The 20,545-nt window shown below is 55.5% G+C and carries 19 protein-coding genes; 15 read left to right on the top strand and 4 right to left on the bottom strand.

The annotated features are described in order from the left end of the window. Both FIV00_RS08350 and FIV00_RS08355 read right to left on the bottom strand, forming a co-directional pair. Positions 1 to 669 carry a cupin domain-containing protein gene (locus FIV00_RS08350; RefSeq protein ID WP_152500314.1) on the bottom strand — a complete coding sequence of 223 codons (669 nt, stop codon included), beginning with the start codon at positions 667 to 669 and terminating at the stop codon, positions 1 to 3. 174 nt (positions 670 to 843) lie between these two features. Continuing rightward, positions 844 to 2,211 (bottom strand): PLP-dependent aminotransferase family protein, encoded by a 1,368-nt coding sequence (locus FIV00_RS08355; protein WP_152504171.1) that lies wholly within the window; start codon positions 2,209 to 2,211, stop codon positions 844 to 846. Between the two features lie 280 nt (positions 2,212 to 2,491). Between FIV00_RS08355 and FIV00_RS08360 the strand changes: the two genes are divergently transcribed. The 9 genes from FIV00_RS08360 to FIV00_RS08400 all read left to right on the top strand — a co-directional run bounded on the left by FIV00_RS08360 (position 2,492) and on the right by FIV00_RS08400 (position 10,271). Then, positions 2,492 to 2,974: an MSMEG_0572/Sll0783 family nitrogen starvation response protein gene (locus FIV00_RS08360; RefSeq protein ID WP_152500315.1), complete on the top strand. Its 483-nt coding sequence runs from the start codon at positions 2,492 to 2,494 to the stop codon at positions 2,972 to 2,974. A 72-nt stretch (positions 2,975 to 3,046) separates the two neighbouring features. Beyond that, the gene (locus FIV00_RS08365; protein WP_152500316.1) at positions 3,047 to 4,069 is read left to right on the top strand and encodes a Nit6803 family nitrilase; all 1,023 of its coding nucleotides are present in this window, start codon (positions 3,047 to 3,049) and stop codon (positions 4,067 to 4,069) included. Continuing rightward, on the top strand, positions 4,059 to 5,159 hold the full coding sequence (locus tag FIV00_RS08370; RefSeq protein WP_247649360.1) for an MSMEG_0568 family radical SAM protein: 1,101 nt from the start codon (positions 4,059 to 4,061) through the stop codon (positions 5,157 to 5,159). Before FIV00_RS08365 ends, FIV00_RS08370 begins: the two co-directional genes overlap by 11 nt. A gap of 1 nt (position 5,160) precedes the next feature. Then, positions 5,161 to 5,703, top strand: a complete 543-nt coding sequence (locus FIV00_RS08375; protein WP_152500317.1) for an MSMEG_0567/Sll0786 family nitrogen starvation N-acetyltransferase — start codon at positions 5,161 to 5,163, stop codon at positions 5,701 to 5,703. Continuing rightward, positions 5,700 to 6,692: a sll0787 family AIR synthase-like protein gene (locus FIV00_RS08380; protein WP_152500318.1), complete on the top strand. Its 993-nt coding sequence runs from the start codon at positions 5,700 to 5,702 to the stop codon at positions 6,690 to 6,692. Before FIV00_RS08375 ends, FIV00_RS08380 begins: the two co-directional genes overlap by 4 nt. Beyond that, positions 6,685 to 6,996 carry an MSMEG_0570 family nitrogen starvation response protein gene (locus FIV00_RS08385; protein WP_152500319.1) on the top strand — a complete coding sequence of 104 codons (312 nt, stop codon included), beginning with the start codon at positions 6,685 to 6,687 and terminating at the stop codon, positions 6,994 to 6,996. Before FIV00_RS08380 ends, FIV00_RS08385 begins: the two co-directional genes overlap by 8 nt. Beyond that, positions 6,993 to 8,264, top strand: coding sequence for an MSMEG_0569 family flavin-dependent oxidoreductase (locus FIV00_RS08390; RefSeq protein WP_152500320.1), 1,272 nt, complete (start codon positions 6,993 to 6,995; stop codon positions 8,262 to 8,264). The genes FIV00_RS08385 and FIV00_RS08390 overlap by 4 nt, the downstream gene beginning before the upstream one ends. Before the next feature lie 8 nt (positions 8,265 to 8,272). Next, complete coding sequence (locus FIV00_RS08395; protein WP_152500321.1) at positions 8,273 to 9,145, top strand: Pnap_2097 family protein; 873 nt, start codon at positions 8,273 to 8,275, stop codon at positions 9,143 to 9,145. A gap of 295 nt (positions 9,146 to 9,440) precedes the next feature. After that, on the top strand, positions 9,441 to 10,271 hold the full coding sequence (locus FIV00_RS08400) for a nitroreductase family protein (RefSeq protein ID WP_152500322.1): 831 nt from the start codon (positions 9,441 to 9,443) through the stop codon (positions 10,269 to 10,271). Between the two features lie 69 nt (positions 10,272 to 10,340). Here the strand turns inward: FIV00_RS08400 and FIV00_RS08405 are convergent, their stop codons facing one another. After that, positions 10,341 to 12,674 carry a PIG-L family deacetylase gene (locus FIV00_RS08405; RefSeq protein WP_152500323.1) on the bottom strand — a complete coding sequence of 778 codons (2,334 nt, stop codon included), beginning with the start codon at positions 12,672 to 12,674 and terminating at the stop codon, positions 10,341 to 10,343. A gap of 16 nt (positions 12,675 to 12,690) precedes the next feature. Further along, the gene (locus tag FIV00_RS08410; protein ID WP_152500324.1) at positions 12,691 to 13,851 is read right to left on the bottom strand and encodes an ROK family transcriptional regulator; all 1,161 of its coding nucleotides are present in this window, start codon (positions 13,849 to 13,851) and stop codon (positions 12,691 to 12,693) included. Between the two features lie 135 nt (positions 13,852 to 13,986). Here FIV00_RS08410 and FIV00_RS08415 point away from each other — a divergent pair, with 135 nt between their 5' ends. The 6 genes from FIV00_RS08415 (at position 13,987) to FIV00_RS08440 (ending at position 20,519) form a co-directional block, all read left to right on the top strand. Further along, the gene (locus FIV00_RS08415; protein ID WP_209006981.1) at positions 13,987 to 15,228 is read left to right on the top strand and encodes an extracellular solute-binding protein; all 1,242 of its coding nucleotides are present in this window, start codon (positions 13,987 to 13,989) and stop codon (positions 15,226 to 15,228) included. Between the two features lie 65 nt (positions 15,229 to 15,293). After that, a complete protein-coding gene (locus FIV00_RS08420; RefSeq protein WP_152500326.1) occupies positions 15,294 to 16,193 on the top strand; it encodes a carbohydrate ABC transporter permease in 900 nt (299 codons plus the stop codon). A gap of 80 nt (positions 16,194 to 16,273) precedes the next feature. After that, complete coding sequence (locus tag FIV00_RS08425; protein WP_152504174.1) at positions 16,274 to 17,077, top strand: carbohydrate ABC transporter permease; 804 nt, start codon at positions 16,274 to 16,276, stop codon at positions 17,075 to 17,077. Beyond that, the gene (argH, locus tag FIV00_RS08430; protein ID WP_173005918.1) at positions 17,074 to 18,570 is read left to right on the top strand and encodes an argininosuccinate lyase; all 1,497 of its coding nucleotides are present in this window, start codon (positions 17,074 to 17,076) and stop codon (positions 18,568 to 18,570) included. The genes FIV00_RS08425 and argH overlap by 4 nt, the downstream gene beginning before the upstream one ends. Before the next feature lie 3 nt (positions 18,571 to 18,573). Beyond that, on the top strand, positions 18,574 to 19,629 hold the full coding sequence (locus FIV00_RS08435) for an ABC transporter ATP-binding protein (protein WP_152500327.1): 1,056 nt from the start codon (positions 18,574 to 18,576) through the stop codon (positions 19,627 to 19,629). After that, the gene (locus FIV00_RS08440) at positions 19,629 to 20,519 is read left to right on the top strand and encodes a carbohydrate kinase family protein (protein ID WP_152500328.1); all 891 of its coding nucleotides are present in this window, start codon (positions 19,629 to 19,631) and stop codon (positions 20,517 to 20,519) included. Before FIV00_RS08435 ends, FIV00_RS08440 begins: the two co-directional genes overlap by 1 nt. Positions 20,520 to 20,545 lie beyond the last annotated feature (26 nt).

The following is a 20,545-nucleotide window of genomic DNA, read 5'->3' on the forward strand; positions in this document are numbered from 1 at the left end:
TTAAACCTCCGGTGCCTTGGCGTAGGGCAGGTGTCCGGTTTTCATCCAGACCTTTGCACCATCATCGCCCGCATCCAGTGTCAAACTGTCTCCTGCAGGAAGGCGTAACCAGGATCCCTTTCTCAGGGTCTCGCGGCCACTTGTACCGCTGCCGGAAATGACCAGAAGTTCAATGCCGCCTTTGTCTTCTACCGCGAGGGTCGCGCCTGGATCGACCCGATGAAACGTGACCGTTTCACGCTTATCCTGGTGCAGCAACGCAGTTGCGACGCCGTCGTTCGTTTCACTCAGTTCGTCCGCCATGTTCTTGCGGAACTGCTTGCGGTCATCCATGTCGAATTGCCACAACTTCACAAAGATCGTACAGCCGTCGTCTGATCCGGGTGTATGCGCTGAAGTTGGCGGGTTTCGCACGTAGGTGCCTTCCGGAAAGTCTCCGTGTTCGTCTTGAAAGACGCCGTCAAGCACGATGAATTCCTCGCCACCTGTGTGCGTGTGGGCGGAAAACTTGCTGCCCGGAGCATAGCGAACAATCGTTGTCGCCCGGGCGACTTCGCCACCGATCCGGTCGAGCATGCGCCGGTCGACGCCTTTCATCGGAGAGGCTTGCCATTCCAGTTCGTCTGAATGAACGACAACGCGTTCCGAAAAGTCAGCATTCAGTTCCATGCCGGATCTCCATCTGGTGCGACCGTTGTTAAGAAAACGCGCAGGGCTTGGTCGGTGGCCGTGCTCCCGCAGCGCAAGTGTACACAAGATAATGAAAATTTATCTACCTATCAATAGGTAGTTTAGGAATATGTTCTTTTGACCCTTCTCGCAAGCTGTGCCCATCGAAGTCTGTCAGCTGTATATGTTGTGTTCCAGCGTATGGGCGAGGAGTTGCAGTGACGTTTTGAGTTCATCGCGGGTGATCCGCCCGCCCAGACAGACCCTGATATGTTCGCTGGGATTTCCTTCGACGGTAAATGGGTCACTCGGGACGAGGCCGATGCCCTTCCCGGACATCTGACCGACAACAGCTGCTCTGGAAAGGTTTGGCGGCAGCTTTAGCCAGATGTTGAAGCTGACCGGATCTGCGGCAAAGCTAAAACCGGTCAGGATTTCGGTAGCCAATGCTTGACGCGCTTTTGTTTCCGTTCGGATGAAGCGGCGAATGTGATCTGCCGTGCCATCCTGGATCCACCTTGTCGCGAGTGCCATGGTCACCGGTGAGGCCATGACCGTCATGGATTGAATTGCGGATGTGAAGCTCAGGGCTGCCTTGGTGTCCGGTGCAACGACATACGCGAGGCGAAGACCGGCGCCGATACACTTGGCCAGACCGCCAATGTGCCACGTGAGTTCCGGAACCGCCGCCGCAAATGGAGATGGCGCATGTTCTGGAATAAATCCGTATGCGTCGTCTTCAATCAGGGGCAGATTGTGGCGTTTGAGAACGGCAGCAATTTCAAGTCGTCGTTCTTGCGGGATTGTCAGGGTCGTTGGGTTTTGAAGTGTGGGGTTCAGGTAAAGCGCTTTCGGATTGTGGGCCCGAATGGCATCTTCCAGAGCGTCAGGCTTAATGCCGTGTTCGTCGCTCTCAAGACCAATGAGTTTAAGGCCGAGTGAGCGGGCAATGGTCCTGATGCCTGGATAGGTAACCGCTTCACTCAGAACGGTGTCGCCGGGCTCTGCAAGCATGTTGAGAATTGTCATCATGGCGGGATGTGCGCCAGGGGTGATGAAAACCCGTTCCAGCGATGGCACCATTCCCCGCATGCTGAGCCATGAAGATGCTGCCTCTTTGTCGACTTCGGTTCCTGTTCCGTTTTGATATCGCAGCAGGGAAATCAGGTTTCCTGAAACCACCGAAAGGCCGGCCTGCATGCGTTCAATGAGATCCGGATTGTCTGTCTCCGGCGGCAGATTCATGTTCAAGTCCACCTGCTCTGCGCGACGCGGCTCGCTCTCGATAGCTGGTCCCTTGATTGTCTTTATGAACGTTCCGCGTCCGACATGGCTCTCTACAAGGCCTCTTTCGCGTGCTTCGACGTAGCCGCGCGACACGGTCGTAAAATCCACCCCGAGAATATCGGCCAGCTTTCGCTGAGGCGGTAGCCGGTCCCCCGGCATAAGGATTCCCTTTTGAAGATCTGCTGCGATCAGGTCTGCGATTTCGATGTATCGCGGTTTGCCGCTTTCGGGCAGGGCGGGTTTCCAGTTCTTCATTCCGAATCCGGGCATGTCCATTTGTTGCGTCCTGTGTAGCAGAATTGATTCTGATTGTATGTATGCAGTCGATTGTATGGAGTTTGTTGCAAGGAGAACGAGTGTTTTTGCCTCAGTTTTAAGCGCTCATCGGCTTAGGAATTATGCAATTGATTTTGATTTTTGCACTTGCAGGTTTTTCGCATTTTTCACTTTTGATCGTGAAAATGATATGCATACAATGATGCGGTAAGTCAATAATTGTATGGCTATTGTATGGTCATTATAACAGGAGCATGAAATGCCAGAGGTAACGGCACCGGCACACGCAGACGGCGATTTCTTCGTCAACTACGAAGAGAAGGTTTTCGAAGATGTTCAGGCGGAAGAGGGCGAAAAGGCCCTCGTCACATTCCACACCGTTGCATTTGAAGGTTCGATCGGGCTGGTCAATCTTCTCCAGGCCACGCGGCTTCAGCGGAAGGGGTTTGAAACCTCCATTCTGCTCTATGGGCCAGGTGTTTCACTTGGTGTTCAAAGAGGGTTCCCGAAGCTAGGCGATGAAGCCTTCCCAGGCCACCTGGCAATGAACAACCAGATCAAGAAATTCATGTCAGAAGGGGGCAAGGTCTATGCATGCCGCTTTGCACTGCAGGCCTTGATGGGGCACGGTGAACCCTCACTCATTCCCGGCATCACACCAATTGCTCCGCAGGATGTTCTTGACATCGTGCTGCTGCACCGCCGGGACGGTGCTTTCATTCTGGACACCTGGACCCTCTAGGTCAGCAAGTGCTCGGCCGATCAACGCGGCCGGGCAGAACACTTCCTGTCAATCCAAATTCAGTAGCCGGCAATGACAACATCATCCGAAACAATTCGAGTTGCAGCTGTCCAGATAGCGCCTGATCTGACGTCGAAAGCGCGCACGCTGGACAAGGTCATGTCTGCGATGCGCGAAGCAGCTGGTAAGGGGGCAAAGCTCGTGGTCTTCCCGGAGACCTTTGTTCCCTGGTACCCCTACTTTTCCTTTGTCTTGCCGCCGATGTTGGCCGGGCAGGAGCATCTTCGACTTTACGAAGAGGCCGTGTCGGTGCCGAGCGTTGAGACAGCTGCATTGTCAGCGCTTGCCAGAGAACTCGACATTGTGGCCGTGATCGGTGTTAACGAGCGCGACCACGGCTCGCTCTACAACACGCAACTGATATTTGATGCGGATGGCTCGCTGTGCCTCAAGAGGCGCAAGATTACCCCGACCTACCATGAGAGAATGATATGGGGGCAGGGTGACGGCGCAGGCCTTAAAGTTGTCGAGACCGCCGTTGGACGTGTTGGTGCGCTTGCGTGTTGGGAACACTACAACCCGCTTGCCCGATATGCCCTGATGACGCAGCACGAAGAAATTCATGTTGCCCAGTTTCCAGGGTCGCTCGTTGGTCCGATCTTTTCAGAACAGATCGAGGTTTCCATGCGACATCATGCGCTTGAAAGCGGCTGTTTCGTTGTCAATGCCACCGGGTGGCTGACGGACGAACAGATCAATTCCATCAGCGAAGATCCGAAGCTGCAGCGTGGTCTGAGGGATGGCTGCATGACGTGCATCATTTCGCCCGAAGGCCGGCATGTCGTGCCGCCTTTGACGGAAGGCGAGGGAATTCTGACAGCTGATCTGGATATGCGATTGATCACAAAGCGCAAGCGCATGATGGATAGCGTCGGGCATTACGCCCGCCCGGAATTATTGCATCTCGTGCATGACACGAGGCCTGCGAAGACAGTGTTGCCCGTAGCAGCACCATCTGCTGCGAGCACTTTGCGGGATGCCGATGTCCCGTCTCAAATCCAATCCGAAATCGAGGAGCCTTTCAATGCCGGCTGAAGTTCTCATCAATGAACTGCAAACCCATGGAATTCGCCTCGTTGACCCGAAGGCCGGACATGAAGCGAGGCGGGGAGGTGCAGGGCCGACGGACCACAAGGCGCTGACCGTAGATGGTGTCACAGTCATGGTGCCGGTGCATACAGCGCCAGCTTTCGAGAGCCCGTTTCTGGCCGACGCACCCGGGTCTGACGGCAAAAGCAATGTGCTCAAAAAGGGCAATAAAATTGGTACGATCAGTTTTCCCGGGCGGCCGAAATTCTATGATCTGAAGACGTCAGACGGTGTCCCCTATCATCAAATTGCAACACTGCACGGACGAGACGTTCTTGCGACAACGGTCTTGCAGACTTGCATTCGCTATCAGAGCAGAACCAAGACCTGTCAGTTCTGTGCCATAGGTCAGTCGCTCGCAGCCGGACGCACAATAGCCCACAAGACACCAGAGCAACTTGCGGAAGTTGCCAGGGCCGCGGTCGAGCTGGACGATATCAAACACATGGTGCTGACCACAGGTACTCCGAAGGGGTCGGATCGTGGGGCGGCCGTCATGGTCGAAAGCGTGAAGGCAATCAAGGCTGCCGTCGACATTCCCGTTCAGGCGCAATGCGAACCGCCGGAAGATGATATCTGGCATTCTCGCATGAAAGAGGCCGGTGTCGATGCGCTCGGAATGCATCTTGAGGCGGTGACACCCGATGTCCGCAAACGGATCATGCCTGGAAAGGCGCAGGTCGGGATTGAAAAGTATTTCGATTCCTTTCGCGCAGCGGTGCCAGTGTTCGGTCGCGGTCAGGTTTCAACCTATATTCTTGCTGGGCTCGGCGACACAGCCGACGCCATTTTGAAAACAAGCCAAAAACTCATCGAAATCGGCGTCTATCCGTTCGTCGTGCCCTTTGTGCCCGTCTCGGGTACGCCCTTGGAAAGTCATCCTGCACCCACCGCTGAGTTTATGGACTCCATTTTGCGGCCTTTGTCGAAAATGGTTGTCGATGGCGGATTGCGTGCTGAGGACATCAAGGCCGGGTGTGGACGGTGCGGCGCATGTTCAGCGCTTTCTGTCTATGAAAAGCTTCAGGTGCGGTGACATGTTCGAATTTGGCCGAAAGCCGTTTCTCTCGCCGCAGTTTTCCATCAAGGCTGCGTCCGCACCTTGGGAGTTCGCCGGGGCGACAGCACTGCGCATAAAGGTTTTCTGTGAAGAGCAGCAGATCTTTCAAGGGCATGATCGTGACGATGTGGACCACCGGGCTCTGCCTCTAGTCGCTCTGTCGACAATAGCGGGTGAGGCCGATGAAGTTGTTGGCACTGTCAGGATCCACGAGGAAGAACCTCGTATCTGGTGGGGATCACGCCTGGCAGTCGCTGAGTCTCACCGCCGTGTGGGGCGGCTTGGTGCTGAACTCATCAGGCTTGCGGTTTCTTCTGCCAATGCTTTCGGCTGTGACCGGTTTTATGCACATGTTCAGGAACAGAACGTCCGACTATTCGAACGCCTGCATTGGTCGTGTCTTGAAGCCATCGATATTCACGGCAAGCGCCACATGAAAATGGAGGCGAACCTGAACGCGTATCCTCCTTTCGAAAAACCGGCACTCGGTTGGACCATGCCCTTGAGGGGGCGGCAATGACCGAACTGAGCTGGCCGGACACGTTATCGGGGATCGCAAAGCTTTTGCGGGACGATCCCGGATTGATGGGCAAACGCGACATCGATGCATCCTGCGGCATACTCGGCCTTAGCCAGACAGCGCCTGGCCGGCCCGGCGATGACGCTGCCATTTTACCAGATGGCGACGACTATCTGCTGTTTGCCATTGAGGGCTTCATCAACGCATTTGTCGAGGCAGATCCCTGGTTTGCGGGATGGTGCAGCATCATGGTCAACATGTCCGACATTCTGGCAATGGGTGGACGGCCTATCGCCGTGACGGATGCGATATGGACGGCAGAAACATCGAAGGCCGAACTGATTTTGGAAGGAATGCGGGCTGCATCGCAGACCTACGATATTCCGATAGTCGGCGGTCATACCAATTTCAGAGCAGGACAGAGCCAGCTTGCTGTTTCGATACTGGGCCGTGCAAAGAGGTTGATCACCAGCTTTGATGCGGCTCCGGGCGACAAGCTGATTGCGGCGATTGACCACCGCGGCGGATACAGGGCGCCTTTTAACAATTGGCAAGCGGTTCTCGATGCGCCGGCTGAACAACTGCGCCAGGATACCGAAGTTTTGCCACGTCTTGCTGAAGACGGTTTGTGTGCAGCTGGGAAAGACATTTCACAAGGAGGGCTTGTCGGCACTTCACTCATGCTTGCGGAATGTTCAGGGGTTGCGATCAAGCTTTCGCTTGAGTGTATACAACCGCCCCCAGGCGTTCCGCTTGCGCGCTGGTTGGTCACATTTCCCTCCTTTGGTTTTCTTCTCAGTGCACCGACAGACACTACGAGTGCAGTTGTTGCCCGGTTTCAGGAAAGGGGCATCTGGGCGGCCGAAGTTGGAGAAGCGTCCCAAGGTTCAACCGTTTCATTGTCCCTTGAAGGAGAGGAAGAGGTTCTCTGGGACCATCGACAAAGCCCCTACCTCGGACTGAAGCCAAGGGAGGTGGCCAATGCCTGACCTGACATTTCGGATCCGGTGGCCCAATGGTGACGAGGAGGCTTGTTATTCGCCATCCTCGATAATCCGCAACTTCTTCCAAGAGGGCGAGGCTTATCCGCTCAATGAGTTCGTCGATCTCAGTGAGAAGGCGTTCGAAGCTGCCAGCGAACGGGTTCGTGCGGTGCATGGTTATCCGTGTTCTCGAGCAGCGTCCCAGTTGGCAACCCTGAAGACTAGATCCAACACTTTTGAAACTTACCCCGATGCAACCGTTACCTTTCTTCGGTTTGATGCCGGACTTGCAAGCAGGACATCGTCATGACCAGCAATACCTATGTTTCCATCCCTGTTGTCATTGTGGGAGGTGGGCAGGCCGGCTTGTCCGCCAGCTACTGTCTCCGCAAGAAGAATATCGAACATGTCGTATTGGAGCGGTATCGCTTTGCTCATCAATGGCGGGAAAACCGCTGGGACAGCTTTTGCCTGGTGACGCCGAATTGGCAGTGCAAGCTGCCGGACTTTCCTTATACCGGCAACGATCCGCACGGGTTCATGTTGAAAGATGAAATCGTCGAGTATCTTGAGGCCTTCGTTCGCAGCTTCGACCCTCCGCTCAAGGAAGGTGTCACGGTAACTGAAGTCAGCAGACGTGACGATGGGAGGTTCGTCGTTTGCACGAATGAACAAAACTACCTTGCCGAACAGGTGGTGATTGCATCGGGAGGTTATGACATACCGATCATTCCTTCCTTCGCCGAAGAAATCGATCCGTCCATTTTTCAGATCCAGGCCGGAGACTACAAGTCACCCGCTCAACTTCCGGAGGGAAATGTACTCGTTGTCGGAGCCGGCCAGTCCGGTGTTCAGATCATGGAAGATCTGAAGCTTGCAGGCCGGAAAGTACATCTCGCAGTTGGCCCGGCACCGAGAGCACCACGCATGTACAGGGGGCGGGATGCCACCGACTGGCTCTACGACATGGGCCATTATGACCTGACCATGCGTGATCATCCCCAAGGTGAGGCAGTTCACGAGAAGACCAATCACTACCTGACAGGCCGCGACGGGGGGCATGAGATAGATTTGCGGAAATTCGCGCTCGACGGTGTCACCCTCTATGGAAGTCTGTCTGGAGCATCCGGGTCCGAGGCTGTGTTTGCTCAGGATTTGGAAAAAAATCTTGATGATGCCGATGAAAGTTATGTCGGTATCCGAAAGGCGATTGACGACTATATCGCCACAAACGGTATCGATGCGCCGGAAGAAAAACCTTTTGAGAAAGTCTGGCGACCCGAGCAGGAGCCCTCGCAGCTCGATTTTGACAGACAGAACATCACGTCTCTTGTCTGGGCGATCGGCTTTCGGCCGGACTATTCCTGGCTGAAGGTTGATGTTCTAAACGCGCGCGGGCGTCCGATTTACGACCGCGGTGTGTGCACGGTTAAGGGACTCTATTTTCTGGGGCTGGGGTGGCTGAACACCTGGGGGTCCGGGCGTTTTCTGGGTGTGGGCGACGATGCGCAATATCTCAGTGAACAGATTGAAACCCTGCACGAGACCAACAGAGCCACGCTCAGCAAGGTCTCCTGATTGAAACCATGAAAAGCTCAGCAGAACTTGTCGAAATTTCCAAAGAGCGGTCGCAAGGCGGTTGGCAAAGCAGTCAAACGCTCGGGATGCCCGAGCTTGGGTATGCAGGCCTGTCCGAGAATTGGATGCTCAAGACACTCGGGCACCGTCATTGGCGTCTGATCGCGACTGCCTCCGGTCAGCAACATGCCAGCTTCAAGGATCGGAGAGGCAATGATGTCTATGCTGCTTTCTGTGCATTGTCGGTGGATTGTCCGGGTCTCTTTCTTGCCGATCTCGATGACAGTCTGGAGACAGTCTCAAAACTCTACCGGGTCTCGCGCGCCCGCCTGGCTTCGCTGCATGTCCTGAAGCTCAAAGGTGAACCAATTGCATCGGTCTGCTTGGTGTCGACTTTTGTCTCCCGCATGGTGGCTGGCGAAAACGCGAGCGTTGCCAGAGTGGATTTTGCCGGGCTTCCCGCACTACCGGCATTGCCTGCCGACTTAGATTTTCCCTACCATGCCGCCAGACTTGCCCGTTCTGGTGCGGATGGGCATCTTGGCTTGCGCATGTTCCAGGCAGAAGGCAGAGATCCAGACCTCGTCTACAGCACCTGTCCGTCCCTAGACTTCAACCGCGCTGGGCTAATGTATTTTCCATCGTTTGTAGCTGCCGCGGAAAGAGCAGCGTCAGATCGCTTCGGCAAAAGGGCGCATCATTTTGCGCTGCGGCGGCGGGATGTCTTGTTCTTTGGGAACCTTGAACTCAATGAATCTCTTGCGGTTCGAATAGCTGATTGGATCGAGACAGAGCAAGCAGTCAAGGCTTCACTGCTGTTGACAGGAAAGAACGAACGCCGGGTCTGCGAAGTCTTTTGTGAATATGGAAAAATGAACTGAAGGCAGGACCGTTTGTCGGCCCCACACGTTTTTCCAAACGGCTTTGCCGTTGCTGCTGGTTCACTCTCCGGCACTTGCTGAGTGCCATGGCGGAGATTTCAAACGCCGGGACTGGCGTCATCACGATCCCGCAGTCAGCCAAAGGCTTCTACCAGGAGAGCCTTGCGATCTAGGACCTATTTCCGCTCTAGTGTCGGGAACTCCCAAACCTGTCGGCGATTCCGATGGCTGGTTGGTAGGTGGCATTGATGCCGTGGGTATTTCCGTCAGACGGGTTTTCAGGGTAGGCGTATCGATGAATTCAATTTCAGACGAACTTAATCTCAGGTACGGCGAATTGATTGACCTCCATGGTCTGGCTGCTGAAGCCAAGGTGCTCAAGAGTATGCTGGAGCGTGGGTCTTGTCGTTTATTCCAAGACAGGCAAGTGGAGCCTGGACTTTTCGGGCTGTTGTGTGCTGCGGCCCTGGCATCGCCCACCAAAAGCGATCTTCAACAGCGCGACATCATCATTGTCCGTGACGAGACGATCAAGGAACGTCTCTTGCAAATGGCCGGTTCGGCTGCGTGGCTCGGCAAGGTTCCGAACATTGCCGTCTTCTGCGGAAACAACAGGCGGCAGCGACAGCTTCACGCCTTGCGCGGCCGCACTTTTGCAAACGACCATCTGGATGCATTTTTCAATGCCGCCGTCGATGCTGGTATTGCGCTGTCGGCATTCGTCACTGCCGCCGAGGCTGTCGGCCTCGGGTGTTGTCCAATCAGTGCCATTCGGAACGAAGCTGGCCTTGTCAGCGAACTTCTGGCGTTGCCGGACCACGTGTTTCCCGTTGCCGGGCTGGCATTCGGCTATCCAGTACAGGAGACACCGACGATCAGCCTGCGCCTGCCCTTGTCCGTAACCGTGCACGAAGACTGCTACCACGAAGACGGCCCGGAGCAAGTCATCACCGACTATGACACCAGGAGGGAAGCACAGCAGCCCTATGACAGTCAGCGTGCGACGGAAGTCTTTGGAACAGCAACGACCTATGGCTGGTCAGAGGACAAAAGCCGCCAGTATTCCCTGCCTGAACGCGACGCTTTTGGAGCGTTTGTCCGAGCCAAGGGCTTCAATCTGTCCTGAGGATGACCGTCGTGACCAAGTCAATGCGGGACTGTGTGCGGCTGGTCCAAGGGTTTTCCAGCCGGGTTTTCATTGCCTCGGGGTGACGAGGTTCACCATCAGGCGGAACGCGCCAGGAACGAGCTTTTCCATTTGATGATGCAGGATCAGAGCGCAATGGACATGCCGTCCACGGCCGATGTCGGCGGATAGAAGCGACCCTTTGTGGGGCGCTTCGTCTGGGTCAGACATTTGCAACAGGGGCACGTATTGCGGATCCCATGATTTTGCAAAGTAAAGTCCGCGCTCCTTGTGCCAGCCGGACCAGTCATCTGCCCCAATGATGTTCGGTTCGTTAAGGAGCGGATGCGTGGGATCAAGGACGGTCACCTCCGCGGCTTCGTCAGTCACGCGCCAGCGCAGCGACGGTTGACCGATTTCAAGAGGCGCCGGAGGTGTTGAGGACGGGTGCCAGTTGTCCCACGGGCGGTGGTAAAGCGTCAGCAGTGTGCCTCCGTTTGAAACCCAACGGTGTAAGGCAGGCAGTGCCTCAAATACGTCAGAGCGGGACTTTATAGCGAAAATTCCGATGACAATGGTGTCAAACCGTGAAAGCGCCGCATCGGTTTCAAGGTCGTCCTGTGAAATCTGGCTGACGTTCAGGCCAAGCTGCTCAAGCCAATAGTCGACGCGGTCATTGCCGCCTCCGGCATACCCAATTCGCGCGGTTGTCGTTCCTGCGTCTACGACCCGTATCGAAACCTTTGCCAGCTGGCAAAGGGAACGGCGCGGAAGATCGGCGCGTGTGATGGACTGAACGCTCTGGGCCGGAATGCCTTCGAGAAGCAGAGGCAGATGATAAAGTCCCTTGGCGAGATTGCCCGAAGTTGCAATATCAAACCCTGTTTCGGTTCTATTGGCGGCCCAACCCTCCGGCGTATCCAGTGTCTTTGAGGCGTCTGGCGGCGTAACATTGCCGAGCCTGATGGAAATGTTATCGGCAGGGGCGGAGAGGTTCACAACCACCGAGGATGGTGTCAGGTCGGCACTTCGTTCTGGCAGAACTTGTGGTGGAATGTCGAATGGAATGTGGGTTCTACTTTTGACGCCATGGGTCGTCAGCTCAAGCTTTAGGCATGGCGCGTCCGGTTGATGAGGGAGGTATCGGGACGGGTAAGGATCACTGATCGGGGCATTGACGGTCCGGACCGAGGTCAGGTCACCTTCCCAGTGACCGGGAAGGTGGAGTGAAAGATCAAGTTGCTCAGCATCGCCTTGATCTATTTCAGTCGAAATTGATGCCTGGTCGGTTGGCTCTAGGGTGTCTTTTTCAAGCCAGCCATGGCAATCGACTTGAGCTGCGACCCGTATAAGTGTTGAGAGCTGGCTTTCTTTGCGCGCAACTCTGTGGCTATGCGCCGGAGAGATGTCCGCAGCTGCTGCCCGCAAATGAGAAAGGGCAGCGCTTGCATGTTTCAAAATGGCTGAAGCATCAGGGAAAGCGCCGAGTGCCGCTTCGATTTCCGACTGAGCGTTGGCCAGTTCTGGCGTGTCGCCAAGGTCCTTTAGAGTTGATGGCAGGCCAGCCTCCAGGGAGGCTTCACCATCTGGCAGATGGCAGACTTTCAGGTGTAGAGGCCAGCTGTGTTCGCGGCCTTTGGGGATCCATCGACCCATTCCCTGGCTCTGGTGAAATGCCCGGCTTTGTTCGCCGAGTTGAAAGAAGGTGGCTCCGGTGACCGGATCCCGTCCAAGACCGGAAACCTCGATTGTTGCCGGCGGCGGTGGCAGGTCATCATCATAGGATTGCCCCGCGCCAGACCAGGCGGGCAAATACATTTTGGAAACCTGCCATGCTGGGTAACTGCTTTCGGTATAAGCAGGGTCGGCCGCCAAAACTATCGCTTCCTCGGCCGCCTGGGTCATGGCCCGGTGGTGGCCGTGTTGTCCAGGTACATCAAGAAATGTAGGGCAGATGATGTCAGGGCGTTCCTCACGCAGAATATCGACGAAGCGTTTCAGCGTTCGTTTGTGATCCCAGGTCCGCAAGGTATCGATGCCCGACTTGGAAAAACCGAAATCGAAAATCGTATCGTCGGGAGTTTCCGACAGCCAATAAAGGCGCATGTTGAGAATGTCGGCAGCCTGTTCCATTTCCGCAGTTCGCAGAACTCCGAGTGCAGCACCCGCCTCGCGTCCCATGATGTTTTGCCCGCCTTCGCCGCGCGTCGAACAGGCGTAGGAAAGGTCAATGCCGTGGTTGAGACTGAAACTTGCCAGCATCTGGGACGTCTCGTCGTCCGGATGGGCACCGGTATTCATGAAAGATATGACCGAGCGCAAGGGGACCAGAGCCCGCCAGAGCTGAACCAGAAAAGGGTCGGCCTTCTGCCGGGCTATCCGGTGCAGATCTGTCAGTGGCATGGATGTGTCCTCAGGTTCAAGAAACGGTAATTGGAGTGAAGGCGCTGTGCAGGACCAGTGACGCTGCACCGAGGGTTGCGGTCAGTCGCCCGCATGTCCCGCGTTGCAGCCTTGGCAGCAAATTGTCGTTGCGATTGGCAATCGACGCGGCCGGAAGCGGGCAGTTTGAAATCAGGTGGTCGATGAGCTCGGGCGGCATCGCGCCGCCGAGGATAATGGTCTGCGGATCGAGCAGGTTCTCTAGTGTCAGAACCGCATGCCCCAAAGCGTTTGCCGCTCTTTCAAGCCAGTCTGCCAGTCGTTGATCCTGTGCACTGAAGAGATCTGAAATCCCGTCCAGATCTATCGGGCTCTTGCTGCCAATATAGGTCTGAATGGAATCCCGGCTGAGCAGGCTTTCCAGGGGAGCTGGACCGTTTGGCCCCGGGAAGGGTATGTGGCCAACTTCTCCCGCATTTCCGAAGGCCCCTGACACGAGCCTGCCATCCTGGACAATTCCGAGGCCAAGCCCACGACCAAAATAGAGAAACGCGTAGCAACCAATGCCTTGCGCGACACCGGTCAGGCTTTCAGAGAGCGCGGCGGCATTCGCGTCGTTGGAGAGTTCGACCACGCCTCCGAGCGTTTCCTTGAAAAGGCTTTGTGCGTCTGTATTCTCCCAGCCCTTGAGGTCTGAGCTACGCCCGGTGAGGCCCGTGTCACCGAACGGTCCGGGCATGACGATGCCGTTTCCAAGGATTGCGTCCAGCGAAATGGGCGATGAGGCAATCATGGCATCGCGCAAGCGCAAAACATGGTCGCAGACAGCTGCCGGCGAATTGTCTTCCAGTGCCGTGCGCTGTGTACTGATCTGGGCGCCGGCAAGATCGACAAGCGCGGTGAAGATCGCATCGGGTCTGATTTCGACCCCAAAGGCGTAGGCTCCTTTGGGGTTCAGACCGTATTGGACGGCTGGCAGGCCACGGCCTGAAACTCTGGTCCCTTTTTCTTCGATGAGGCCATCAGCCAGCAATTCAGCAATGATGTTGGACGCGGCTTGTGTCGTCAGCCCGAGCGAACGTCCGATTTCGGCACGACCCATCGTGCCAGCCGCCTGAATGCTGCCGAGGACCGCCTGCCGGTTCCGGTTCCGGCTACGCAATGGGTTGGACCCTCTGATTTGCGTCTCGATTTTCATGTCCGATCTAATAACTCAAGAAAATTGACAATTCAATTTATTTGACTTAATCAATTTTCATGTAGGCGGCAAAGACCGTCCCTCCAGACCAAGCGTGCACGCATCCAGACGGGAGCATCATCAATGTCCAAATACATGAAGCGCATGGCGCTGAGTGGGTTAACCGCTCTGGCCACTTTGTTCGGCAGTTCTGCAATGGCTGTCGAAATCGAATACTGGCAGTATTTCTTCGACGCACGTGTTGATGCGATGGAGCAGCTGATCGAAAAATTCGAGGAAGCCAATCCCGACATCACCGTGAAGATGACTCATTTCCCTTATGCGGATTATCGCACCAAGGTTGCAGCGGCCATTCCAGCCGGTGAGGGGCCGGACGTGGTTCAGCTGTTCTACGGCTGGCTGAATGACTATATCGAGGCGGACCTCATCCAGCCGTTGCCGAAAGACCAGTTTGATCCGGCGGCCATCGATGCAGAATTCTTCCCGATGGTTCAGGCGATGAAACGGGACGGCGCCTATTACGCTTTGCCGACGGCCGTGCGTTCGCTGGCACTGTTTTACAACACTCGGCTTTTTGATGAGGCAGGAATAGAAAATCCGCCCGAGACGCTTGATGAACTTGTCGAGGCCGCCAAGAAGCTGACAAAGGTCGATGGCGCTGGCAACATCACACAGGTCGGCATTACCACCGGCATGACCGCGCAGGACCACCATTGGTGGCGCGAGGTCCTGGTGCGTCAGTTCGGCGGTGAGCCTTACAAGGAAGACTACAAGACCGTGAACTACACGGACGATGCCGGACTGGCCGCATTGAATTTCTATGTAGACTTGGAAAAAGAGCACAAAGTCACTCAGTCCGGTTTCATGGACGAGCCGCAGGCGGCCTTCAAGGGCAACCGTGCCGGCATGCACATTGACGGCTCTTTCCGGATCGGATCCCTGAACAAGGTTCGCGGCCTCAAATGGGGCGTCGCGGAGCTGCCGGCCGGGCCTGACGGCAAGAGGTCGAACTATTCATCTTATTGGGTGAACGGCATTACCTCCAAGGCGGAAGGCGAGAAATACGACGCGGCCGTGAAGTTCCTGCAGTACCTGACCTCCGACGAGGCAATGCAGCTCTGGCTCGATGTTGTTGGCGAGTTGCCGGCAAAGCCTTCGGTCGGCATGGTTGAGGCAAACGCAAATGATCCGACTTTCGGGCCGTTCATTCGCGGACTTGCCTACGCCAACACCACCAAGTTTGCCAATGAATCCGCACAACGCCAGGCAATGGTGGACATGGTGGCAAGGATCGACATCGAAGGTCAGGACCCGGCAGAGAGCTTGGCTGCTGCCGCAGCCGAAGAGCAGAAGATCCTCGACGACTACTACAAGTAAGACCGACTAAGCGAACGGGCTGCCGCCTTGCGGCAGTCCTTTTTTCAACGATCGCACGGTGCGGCATGTCTGCCTACAAGAACCTCTCCATCAGGCAAAAGCAGATTGTATGGGCATGGCTGTTTCTGGCGATCCCGGTCCTGTTTTATGTGGTGATCCGTTTTTATCCGACGGGCACGGCCTTCGTGATTTCCTTTCAGGAGTGGAACCTCCTTGGCAAGCGCACCTGGACCGGGCTGGAAAACTACGAAAAACTCTGGAACGATCCGGTCTTCTGGAAAGTCTTCCGAAACACGTTTGCCTACCTTTTGCTTGGTACACCCGTTTCGCTGGTGATCAGCTTTGTCATTGCTTACCACCTCGACAAGACACGCTTTCTGCACGGCTTCCTGCGGATGCTTTATTTCCTCCCGTTCATGACGTCTGCGGTTGCCATGGCGTGGGTGTGGCGGTGGTTCTATCAACCGGTGCCAATCGGCCTTTTTAACAATATGCTGGCTTCGATCGGAATTCCCCAGATCGAGTTCCTGAATTCGACGACCAATGCCCTGCCGTCCATTCTGGCGCCGGCAATCTGGGCGGGGCTTGGATTTCAGGTCATCATTTTCATGGCGGGCTTACGCGCTATTCCCGTAAGTTACTATGAGGCTGCCAAGATCGACGGGGTCGGCTGGTGGACGGTGCTCACCCGCATCACGTTGCCTCTCCTCAAACCCACGATCGTGTTCATTGTGGTCTTCTCGTCGATCGGTTTCCTTCGGATCTTCGATCATGTTTTCAACATGACGACGAACAATCCGGGCGGGCCGCTCAATTCCACGAAACCGTTGGTTCTGATGATCTACGAAACGGCCTTCAGCAGCTTTGACATGGGCTATGCCGCGGCGCAGACGGTTGTCCTCTTTCTTATCTTGCTGGTGGTCAGCCTTCTTCAGCTTTGGATCCTGAAGGGGGACAACACATGAGCCTCGCAACCAATCCCGGTCAGCTGCCACGCGCCGCAGCCGATGCCGTCTTCACTACGCAAACCAAAAAAACCGCCAATATGGGTCAGATCTTGCGGTGGATGGTTCTGTTTCTCGGCGGAATTTTGATGATCGCGCCGATCGTCTACATGATCTCGACGTCGTTGAAGTGGCCGCATGAAGTCTACAACGTCAATCTGATCCCGGAAGAGCCGACGATCGAGAACTACACTTATGTTCTTGAAGACGGGCGCTTTTATCTCTGGTTTGTGAACTCCATCATCATTGCGCTGATTACCACAGTGTCGAACCTCTTCTTCGACAGCCTGGTCGGGTACACTTTGTGCAAATTCCGCTTTCCGGGCCGCTACATCGTCTTCATTGCCATCTTGTCGACACTGATGATCCCAACAGAGATGCTGGTCATTCCCTGGTACACGATGAGCCAGGCTTTCGGCTGGCTCGACAGTTATTGGGGCATCATGTTCCCGGGGCTGATGACAGCTTTCGGGACGTTCCTGATGAAGCAGTTTTTCGAAAGCGTTCCGAATGACTTCCTCGAAGCAGCCCGCATCGACGGTCTGAATGAATTCCAGATCTGGTGGAAGATCGCCATGCCACTGGTCAAGCCAGCCTTGGCTGCTTTGGCGATTTTTGTGTTTCTCGGCAATTGGACAGCTTTCCTCTGGCCGTTGATCGTCACGAACTCAGTTGAGATGTATACGGTCCCGGTCGGTCTTTCTGGGTTTGGAGACGAAGTCGATGTTGCCTGGGAACTGATCATGACCGGCGCGGCGATTTCCACGATCCCGACTCTTATCGTTTTTCTGATTTTCCAGCGCTTCATTATTCGAGGCGTCGTTATGGCAGGGCTCAAGGGATGACCGGACCAGTGAAGGACACCTCTCAATTCCCCGATCCTGTCTACAAGGAGACCGTGCTTTCGGACCTCTTTGAAGGCGTGAAGGCAAACTATGCCGGGCATATGGCAGCCATCAACAAGGCCCATCTGGTCATGTTGTCGGAAACAGGCATTTTGCAGCCGGATCAGGTGAAGCCTCTTGCCGCTGCATTGTTCGAGATCGATAATGATGTCGATGTGGCGTCGCTGGTCTACACCGGCGAACACGAAGACTATTTCTTCTACGTGGAAGCGCTGCTGCGCCGGAAGCTCGGCGACCTTGGGGGTATGCTGCATACCGCAAGATCCCGCAACGACATGGACCACACCTTGTTCAAGCTGGCGTTGAGAACGCGCATGGACAGGTTATGGGGGGAGGCTGAGAACCTAGCCCGAACTTTCATCAACAAGGCAGAGCGCGAAGCTGAGACCCTGATTGTTGCCTATACCCATGGCCAACCCGCTCAGCCATCCACTTTCGGTCACTATCTGTGCGCAGCGCTGGAAGTTCTCTTGCGGGATATGGAACGTCTCGCACTTGCCATCGATACGATCGATCATTGCCCGATGGGCGCAGCTGCGATCACCACGACTGGCTTTCCGATAGACCGGCAACGAATGGCTGTGCTGCTTGGTTTCGAAACTCCTGTGCTGAATTCGTACGGGTGCATCGCGTCCGTGGACTATGTCACCGGACTCTATTCGGCACTCAAACTGGTCTATGTCCACCTTGGTCGTTTGATTCAGGATCTGGCATTCTGGTCTTCTTTCGAGGTCGGCCAGCTTTATGTGCCCAACAGCTTCGTTCAAATAAGCTCGATCATGCCGCAAAAACGCAATCCGGTACCGATCGAGCATATGCGTCATCTGTCTGCTGTCACGGCGGGGCGCTGCGACGTCATGGTCGACACAATGCGAAATACACCCTTCACTGACATGAATGATAGCGAAGGCGAGGTGCAGCAAGCCGGATACGCGACTTTTGAAAGCGGTAGCAGGGTTCTGAGATTGCTAGCTGCGTTCGTTTCCGCGGCCCGGATCGATGAAGACCGGGTGCGCAAGAACGCAGACGCTGCCTGTGTCACCATAACCGAATTGGCGGATACGCTGGTGCGCGATGAAGGGCTGAGCTTCCGGCAAGCCCACGAGATCGCTGCCGCAACATCGAAGGGCGTGCTTGCAGAAGAAACCTCGCTAAGAGACGGGTTCAATCATTTCAAAGCAGCTTTTGCCCAGGAAACCGGACGGGACCCGCGTTTGAGCTCTGACGATTACAGAACAGCTGTGTCGCCTGAAAGATTCGTTTCCTGCCGCGATCGCCTTGGTGGGCCTGCACCACAGGCATTGCGTCATGCCCTTGTGAGTTATCGCGACCAGTTGGCGGCGCTTGCAAGCCGGCAAAGCGCGCGCAGGCAGCGCTACGATGCTGCTGCAATCGCGCTCGACCAAACCTTTTCATCGCTTCTGGAGACTTGACCCATGGCGAACCTGTCATTGCACAAGCTGACCAAGTCCTATGGGAAGGTTGAAGTCCTACACGGCATCGATCTGGACATCAAGGACGGCGAATTTGTTGTTTTTGTCGGTCCATCCGGCTGCGGCAAGTCCACAAGTCTGCGCATGATTGCCGGTCTTGAAGACATAACCGCTGGAGAAATCCGGATCGGGGATCGGGTGGTCAACAATCTGGAGCCGAAGGACCGCGACATTGCTATGGTCTTTCAGAACTACGCCATATATCCGCACATGACAGTGCGCAAGAACATTGCCTTCGGCCTCTGGACTTCGAGCCTGAGCAAGGCGGAGAAGGCGAAGCGGATTGAGGATGTCGCTCGCATTTTGGATATGACCGACTTGTTGGAGCGCAAGCCCTCGCAGCTTTCGGGTGGTCAGCGCCAGCGTGTTGCAATCGGCCGTGCGATGGTTCGCCAGCCAGCCGTGTTTCTGTTCGACGAGCCGCTGTCCAATCTCGATGCGCAATTGAGAACCCAGATGCGGCTGGAGATCAAGAAGCTTCATCAGCAGGTTGGCAATACAATCATTTTCGTGACGCATGATCAGGTTGAAGCCATGACGCTTGCCGACCGCATCGTGATCATGAAAGACGGCCATATTCAGCAAGTGGGTACACCGGAAGAGGTTTTTTATTCGCCTGCAAATACCTTCGTGGCGCAATTTATCGGCGCACCATCCATGAACATGATCAGCATCATCGGAGGCGGTGAGCAGATAAGGCTGAAGAGCGGCGGCAGCATCAATCCCGGCAAGACAACTCAGGACGGGCGCGAGATGCTTTTGGGTATCCGGCCGGATGATCTGGCAATTGACACTGAAAACCCGATTGTGACCGGTAAGGTGGTCGTTCGCGAACCGCTCGGTTCTGAGACCCTGATTTATGTGAACGGACCAGAGGGCGAAATCGTTGCGAAAGTGCCAGGCAAGAGCGGCGTTCTGGTAGGAGATGAAGTCAAGCTCGGGGCTGCACCGGAAACGCTGCACTTTTTTGACACTGAAACCGGAGCCGCGTTGGTCTGATGCTGCACTCGGACACATCAGCCCAGGTCCTCTGCATCGGACGGATCTATTGCGATCTGGTTTTTGCCGGCGTTCCCAGAATGCCCAGCCTCGGATCTGAAGTCTTTGCTGAAGGTGTTTCACTGCATGCAGGTGGCGGTGCATTCAATACGGCAGCCGCTTTTGCCGCTCTTGGCTGGCAAACTGCCCTGAGCGGCGTCTTACCGGCCGCACCCTTTGAGGCAAAAATCCTGCAGGAGGGACGCGAAAGAGGGCTGGACCTATCCATGTGCGCACCGGCCGCTCCCAATGCGTCGCCCCAAATTACCGTTGCAATACCCTTGCAAGGGGACAGATCCTTTTTGAGTCAGAAATCCGGGGCTGCCTTTCCTGTTTTGGATCCGTCGGCACCTTCCTCCAGATCAATCAAACACTTGCATATAGGTGAGCTGAAAAGCCTTTGCGAAAGCCCGGATGTGCTTGCAATTGCCCGTCAAGCCGGTTGGAGCATTTCGCTTGATTGCGGCTGGGACGACACATTGCTTGGGCAAGGCAATGAGATGTCCGGCCTTATTCAGGCCGTTGATGTTTTTCTGCCGAACCAGCGTGAATTTGCAGCGCTAACAGCTTCAGGTCTTGAGATCGGCAGCGGACCACTTGTTGTTGTCAAAGAAGGTGCGTCCGGTGCGACGGCAATTCGCGCCGACGCACCGGTACATGCTGCGGCACACTCAGTAGAAGCGATTGATACAACCGGTGCAGGTGATGCCTTCAACGGCGGCTTTTTGTCGGCCTGGCTGGCCCGGGAAGATGTGGTTTCCTGCCTGGCAAATGGCAATCGATGTGGCGCTTTAGCGGTGCAGTCGTCCGGCGGTGCTGCCTGGTCTGTCGGCAATGAACTGGCTTCCTGATCGGATTGCGCAATTCTTAACCTAAA

This window comes from Labrenzia sp. THAF82 (assembly GCF_009363435.1).
GTDB classification, from domain to species: Bacteria; Pseudomonadota; Alphaproteobacteria; order Rhizobiales; family Stappiaceae; genus Roseibium; species Roseibium porphyridii.